This window comes from Acidisoma sp. C75, from assembly GCF_054665095.1.
In genome coordinates, this window is sequence record NZ_BAAFHD010000023.1 from 1 (window position 1) to 6,197 (window position 6,197).

The window sequence follows — 6,197 nt, forward strand, 5'->3', positions numbered from 1 at the left end:
TGCCGCCCGAGAGCGAGGCGATCGGCGCCCCGGGGCCTGCCGTGCGCACCCGGTAACGGCCGATGAGATCGACCGCATGCGCTTGCAGCGCCCGATGGCGAAGGCGCACGCCTGCGCTGATGGGCGGCTGGTCGAAGCTGCGGAAGGCGATGTTCTCGGCGACCGTCATGCGGCCGACGCAGGCATTGCGCAGCGGCTCCTCGGGCAGGAGGGCGAGCTTGTGGCGCAGCATCTCGGCGCGCGTCGCCCGATAGGGCTCGCCATGAACCCGCACCATCCCCTCGTGGCGGCGCTGGCCGGCGAGCACCTCGACGAGGGCGGTCTGCCCATTGCCGGAAACCCCCGCGATGCCGAGGATCTCCCCCTTGCGCACGGCGAGCGAAACGCTGCGCAGGGCGGGCATGCCGGCATCATCCCGGGCGGAGACGGCATCGAGGGCGAGGATCGCGGCGCCGGGCTGGATGCTCTCGCGCGCCGCTGTCTCGCGTGCTTCGCGTTCCCCCACCATCATCCGCGCCATGGCATCGACGCCGAGTTCCGCCACCGTGCCGGTGCCGACGAGCTTGCCGTGGCGCAGCACCGCCACCTCGTCCGCGAAGGCCCGCACCTCGCGGAACTTATGGGTGATGATGAGGACGGTCAGCCGCCCCGCCTCCACCATGCCGCGCAGCAGGCCGAGCATCTCGTCCGCCTCGTGCGGCGTCAGCACCGAGGTCGGCTCATCGAGGATCAGGAAGCGGGAGCCGAGCCAGAGCTGCTTGAGGATCTCCGCCTTCTGCTTCTCCCCGGCCGCCAGGCTCGCCACCGGCCGGTCGATCGGCACGGTGAAGGGCATGGTCTCGAGAAAGGCGGCAAGCGCCGCCCGCTCGGCGCGCCAGTCGATCGGGCCAATCCGCGCCTCGCGCCCCATGGTGAGGTTCTCCAGCACCGTCATCGACGGCACCAGGGTGAAGTGCTGATAGACCATGCCGATGCCGAGGGCCTGCGCCTCCCGCGGGTTGCGGGTCGTGACTTCCCGCCCGTCGAGCAGCATCTCGCCCTCATCGGCGCGATAGAAGCCCATGATGCATTTGACGAGGGTGGATTTGCCGGCGCCGTTCTCCCCCAGCAGCGCGAAGACCGTTCCTGCCTTGACGCGGATCGACACCTGATCGAGGGCGGTGAGCGCGCCGAAGCGCTTCGTCATGCCAATGACGTCGAGCGACGGCGCGGTCATGACAGCGCCGCCAGGACCTGCTCGGATGTGGCGACCGCGCCGAAGACGCCACCCTGCATCTTGATCATCTGCAAGGCCTGGGCATGGTTCGCGGGATCGGTCGCCGCGCAGCAATCGGCAAGCAGCAGGCATTCGAAGCCACGATCATTGGCTTCGCGCATCGTCGTATGCACGCAGACATCGGTGGTGATGCCGGTGAGGATAAGGTTGCGGATTCCGCGCAGGCGGAGGATCAGCTCAAGATCGGTCGCGCAGAAGCTGCCCTTGCCCGGCTTGTCGAGCACGATCTCTCCCGGTGCGGGGGCGAGTTCCGGGATGATCTCCCAACCGGGTTCGCCGCGCACCAGGATGCGGCCGCAGGGGCCGGCATCGCCGATGCCAGCGCCGATCCGGCGGGAGCGCCAGCGCTTGTTCTCCGGCAGGTCGGCGAGATCGGGCCGGTGTCCCTCCCGCGTATGGATAATGGTGAAGCCCCGCGCCCGCATCGCCGCCAGCACCCGCCCGATCGGCCCGATCGGTGCGCGGGTCAGCGCGATATCGTAGCCCATGGCATCGACATAGCCGCCGACGCCGCAAAAATCCGTCTGCATGTCGATGATCATCAGCGCCGTATCGCCAGGCGCCCAAAGACCGTCGAACGGCCAAGGATAGGGGTCGGACTGGACGGTGTTCATGCCTTGGCTCGCCTCACTTGGTGATGGAGAGTTCCCCGGGCGCGCCTTTCAGGCTGCGATCCGGGGCGCAGGTGATGATCATGATGATCAGGGTCAGGATGTAGGGCGCGGCGTTGAAGAGGTAGTAGCCCTGGGTAACGCCGACGGACTGCAAGGCGGGGCCGAGCGCGCTCGCCCCGCCGAAGAGCAGCGAGGCCCAGAGGCAGACCACCGGGTTCCATCGCGCGAAGATGACGAGCGCGACGGCGGTGATCCCCTGGCCGGAGGAGAGCCCTTCGTTCCAGCTGCCGGGATAGGAGAGGGAGAGGAAGCTGCCGCCGATGCCGGCCATGAAGCCGCCGAAGGCGGTGGCCCAGAGCCGCACGCGGTTGACGTTATAGCCCATGGCACGCGCCGCCTCGGCACTGTCCCCCACCATGCGAATGGTGAGGCCGAGGCCGGTATTGGCCAGCATCCAGCGGAGCAGCGGCACCATGGCGACGCCGAGGAAGAACAGCGCATTGACCGAGAGCGCGGCCCGCACCTGCGGCAGGCTGCTCCAGGCGCCGAGCGGCAGGGAGGGCAGGTTCGGCGCCTTGGGCTCAATGAAGGGCTTGCCGAGATAGAAGGCGAGGCCGGTGCCGAAGAGCATCAGCGCGATGCCGACGGCGATATCGTTCACCCGCGGCAGGCCGCAGATAGCGCCGTGCAGAAGGCCGAGGAGGCCGCCGACGGCGCCGGCCGCCAGCACGCCGAGCCAAGGCGAGCCGGTGAGATAGCTCGTGGCATAGCCCGCCATCGCGCCCATCACCAGGATGCCTTCGAGGCCGAGATTGATGCGGCCGGATTTCTCGGTGACGACCTCACCGAGGCTGACGAAGAGAAACGGCGTCGAGACGCGGATGGCGCCCGCGAAGACCGCAAGCGGCACCCCCCACCAGCCCAGAGCCGCAGCGGCCATTGTCATTCTCCTGGCGCCAATGCGCGGAGTTTGAAGCGGAACAGCGGGGCAAGCCGCAGCCGGCCCTGCAGGGATTCGAAGGCGAGCAGCATGATGAAGAGAAAGCCGCGCAGCACGAGCATGGTGGCGTCCGGCAGGTTGAGCTGCTGCTGCAGATAGCCACCTGCCGCATCGAGCCCGCCGAGAAGAATCGCCACCGGAATGAGCCCGAGCGGGTTCTGCCGGGCGAGGAAGGCGGCGAGGATGCCGGTATAGCCGGCGCCCGTCGCGAGATCGGCGCTTGCCGCCCCCTGCACCGCCGCCACCTCCACCATGCCGCCGAGGCCAGCCGCCGCGCCGGCCAGGGAGCAGAAGAGCAGCACGAGCCGCGTGACCGGCAAGCCCGCGACGCGCCCCGCCCGCGCATTGCCGCCGACGATGCGGGCCGCGAAACCATAACGGGTGTGGAAGATGAAGGCCCAGGCGGCAAAGCAGGCGAGCAAGCCGAAAATGAGGCCGACATGCACCGAACTGCCCGGGATATTGCCGAGCATGACGGCATCCGGCAGCGTGCGCGTGGAGGGGCGGTTGAGACTGCCGGGATCGCGCAGCGGCCCTTCGACAAGCTGGTTCATCACCGCGATCGCGATATAGGCGAGCAGCAGGGACGAGATCGTCTCATTGACGCCGCGCCATTGGCGGAGCGCCCCGCAAGCAGCGATCAGCAAGCCGCCGGCCGCCATGCCGGCAATTGCCATGATGAGATCGGCGAGCACGGGCGGCAGCCCGGCGCCCGCTGCGGCAAGGCCGGCCGCGACCGCGGCAAGCCCGCCGAGCACGAAGGCCCCCTCGCCGCCGATCACCACCAGGCCGATCTGCGCCGGGATCGCCATGCAAAGACCCGTCATCAGCAGAGGTGCCGCCTGCACGAGCGTATTCTGCCAGGAGAACCAGGAGCCGAAGGCGCCGAGCCAGATCAGCCCATAGGCCTGCAAAGGGTTGACGCCCGCGACGCCGAGGAACACCGCAAAGATGACGAGGGTCGCGATGATCGCGAGCAGCGGCGCCAGCGCCGCCTCGACGAAGCCGAGCAGACGGGCGGGCACCGGCGGCGGCCTAGCTTGTCGTGCCGGTCACGCCGGCCACCAGATAGCTCATCGACTCGAGCGTCTTGTCGTGCTCGCCCAGAACCTGGCCCGCGGCGAGGATGGTATTGCCCTTATTGTCCTTGATCGGCCCTTTGAAGATGCTGAACGTTCCTGCCTTGAACTGATCGCGCACCGCATCCGCCTGCGCCCGCACCGAGGCCGGCACGATGGCGTTGTAGGGCGAGGATTTGACGAAGTTCTCGCGAAAGCCGCCGCGGATGAAATTCGGCAGCGTCTGGCCAGCGCGCATCTCGCCCACCCATTTTGGATAGAGATAGGTCCAGTTCCACTCCGCGCCGGTGAGGTAGCCCTTGGGCGCCAGCGGCGCCTGGTCGGTATGATAGCCGCAGGTGAAGAGCCCACGCTTCTCCGCCGTCTCGATCACCACCTTGGGGCTATCGACATGGCAGGTGATGACATCGACGCCCTGATCGGCAAGGCTGTTCGTCGCGTCCGCCTCGCGCACCGGCATGAACCAATCGCCGGTGAAGATCACCTTGGTGGTGATGGACGGATCGACCGACTGCGCGGCCAGGGTGAAGGCGTTGATGTTGCGGAGCACCTGCGGGATCGGCTTGGCGGCGACGAAGCCGAACTTCTTGGTCTTGGTCATATGGCCGGCGACGATGCCGGCGACGTACACCGCCTCGTCGATATAGCCGAAATAGGAATGGGCGTTGATCGGATCGCCCGGGCTCCACAGGCCGCCGCAATGCATGAAGTTGACGCTTTTGTTCGCCTTGGCGGCCTTCAGCACATAGGGATCGAAATAGCCGAAGGAGGTGGGAAAGAGCAGCGAGGCGCCGTCGAGATGGATCATGCTGGCCATGGCATTGTCGCAGGCGACGGTTTCCGGCACGCGCGACTGCTCGACGACCTTGACACCGGCGAGCTTGCGCACCGCCGCCGCGCCCTCGGCGTGGGACTGGTTGTAGCCGTAATCATTCGTCGAGCCGACATAGATGAAACCCACCGTGAAAGGCGCGGCTTCGGCTTCTCGGGCCACGAGGCTCGCGGCGGTGGCCGCGGCACCGAAGATCGCGGCGCGGCGCGTAACCGGCATGCTGGTCATCAGGATCACTCTCCTTGGCCTGGCTGGGCTTGCGTGGATGGACGCGAGGGAGTTCAGCAAGCCCTGTGCCAGCGGCCGCGCGACGGGCTCCGCTGCCGAAGCCCTGCCCTGCTGCGCCTTTTTAGCGCGCAATCGGCGGGCAAGCGCCAAGCCTCGCCCATATTTGTGTCCTATTAACACTCAGATGCCTATTTTGTATGCATTTAGGAGGCATTTTCCGAATTTCGGATAGCGCGCCGTAGCTCGACGCCCGGACGTGCCGCCACCCGGGCCGCCGGCCTCGCCCGGCGAGGGTTGACACTCGGCTGGCTTGGATTTTGCCTGGGAGACGACGATGAACACGCGATCCTTTTCCGACCTCACCGCCCCCCTTGCCGCCGAGGCCCTTGAGGCCCCGCCGCCGGCCGCCTTGGCGGCGGTGCCGCCGGCAACCGACCTTGCCTTCGAGGAGCCTGCCGCGGCGACCCTGGTGACCCTCTCCCGCGTGCAACGCGTGGTGCGCGTGCTCTCGGACGCGATCGTGCGCGGCGCCATCCGCCCGGGCCAGGCGCTGGACGAGGTGGCGCTTGCCGCCCGCTTCGCGATCTCGCGCACCAGCATGCGCGAAGCCCTCAATCACCTCTGCATCCTGGGCCTTGCCGAGCGCCTGCCCCGCCGCGGCGTCATCGCGACGCTGCTCTCGCACGCACATCTGCACAGCATGTTCGCGGTGATGGCGGAGCTTGAAGCGGCAGCGGCGCGGTTTGCCGCAGCGGCCATGAACGCCGCCGAGCGCGCCTATCTCGCCGCGGTTCACGAGGAATCCCGCCGGCTGGTGCGCGAGGGCGCGACGGAGGCTTACGAGGCCGCCAACCGGCGCTTCCACGAAGTGCTCTATGACGGCGCGCATAACGACTATCTGCGGGATCTGGCGCTCAGCACGCGCAACCGCCTGCTGCCCTTCCGCCGCGCGCAGTTCCACCTCCCTGGCCGCCTCGCCCGCTCCTGGGCCGAGCATGATCAGGTTGTGCAGGCCATCATGCGGGGCGAAGCCGAAGGCGCCGCCCAGGCGATGCGCGCGCATGTCACCCTGGTTGGCGCCGCTTCCGCGGAATATTTGCCGCCGCAACAGATGACCGATGGAGGCCGGCGCGAGAGCCGGCCGGATGCTGCCGCCACGGCAGAGCCC

Annotated in this window: 6 protein-coding genes; 1 reads left to right on the forward strand and 5 read right to left on the reverse strand. The window is 68.0% G+C overall.

Features of this window, described 5'->3' with window-relative positions; genetic code table 11:
• The 5 genes from ACYQ7X_RS17260 to ACYQ7X_RS17280 form a co-directional block, all read right to left on the reverse strand.
• The coding region (locus tag ACYQ7X_RS17260) for an ABC transporter ATP-binding protein (RefSeq protein ID WP_459698318.1) at nucleotides 1–1,216 on the reverse strand (1,216 nt) is incomplete at its 3' end.
• Nucleotides 1,213–1,890: a biuret amidohydrolase gene (biuH, locus tag ACYQ7X_RS17265; RefSeq protein WP_459698319.1), complete on the reverse strand. Its 678-nt coding sequence runs from the start codon at nucleotides 1,888–1,890 to the stop codon at nucleotides 1,213–1,215. The genes ACYQ7X_RS17260 and biuH, both read right to left, overlap by 4 nt.
• A gap of 13 nt (nucleotides 1,891–1,903) precedes the next feature.
• The gene (locus ACYQ7X_RS17270) at nucleotides 1,904–2,830 is read right to left on the reverse strand and encodes an ABC transporter permease (protein ID WP_459698320.1); all 927 of its coding nucleotides are present in this window, start codon (nucleotides 2,828–2,830) and stop codon (nucleotides 1,904–1,906) included.
• Between the two features lie 2 nt (nucleotides 2,831–2,832).
• The gene (locus tag ACYQ7X_RS17275) at nucleotides 2,833–3,915 is read right to left on the reverse strand and encodes an ABC transporter permease (protein WP_459698321.1); all 1,083 of its coding nucleotides are present in this window, start codon (nucleotides 3,913–3,915) and stop codon (nucleotides 2,833–2,835) included.
• A gap of 10 nt (nucleotides 3,916–3,925) precedes the next feature.
• Nucleotides 3,926–5,029, reverse strand: coding sequence for a BMP family ABC transporter substrate-binding protein (locus ACYQ7X_RS17280; RefSeq protein ID WP_459698322.1), 1,104 nt, complete (start codon nucleotides 5,027–5,029; stop codon nucleotides 3,926–3,928).
• Nucleotides 5,030–5,363: 334 nt separating this feature from the next.
• On the opposite strand from ACYQ7X_RS17280, the gene ACYQ7X_RS17285 reads away from it, so the two are divergent.
• Nucleotides 5,364–6,197, forward strand: an 834-nt coding sequence (locus ACYQ7X_RS17285; RefSeq protein ID WP_459698323.1) for a GntR family transcriptional regulator, incomplete at its 3' end; no start/stop codon positions are given.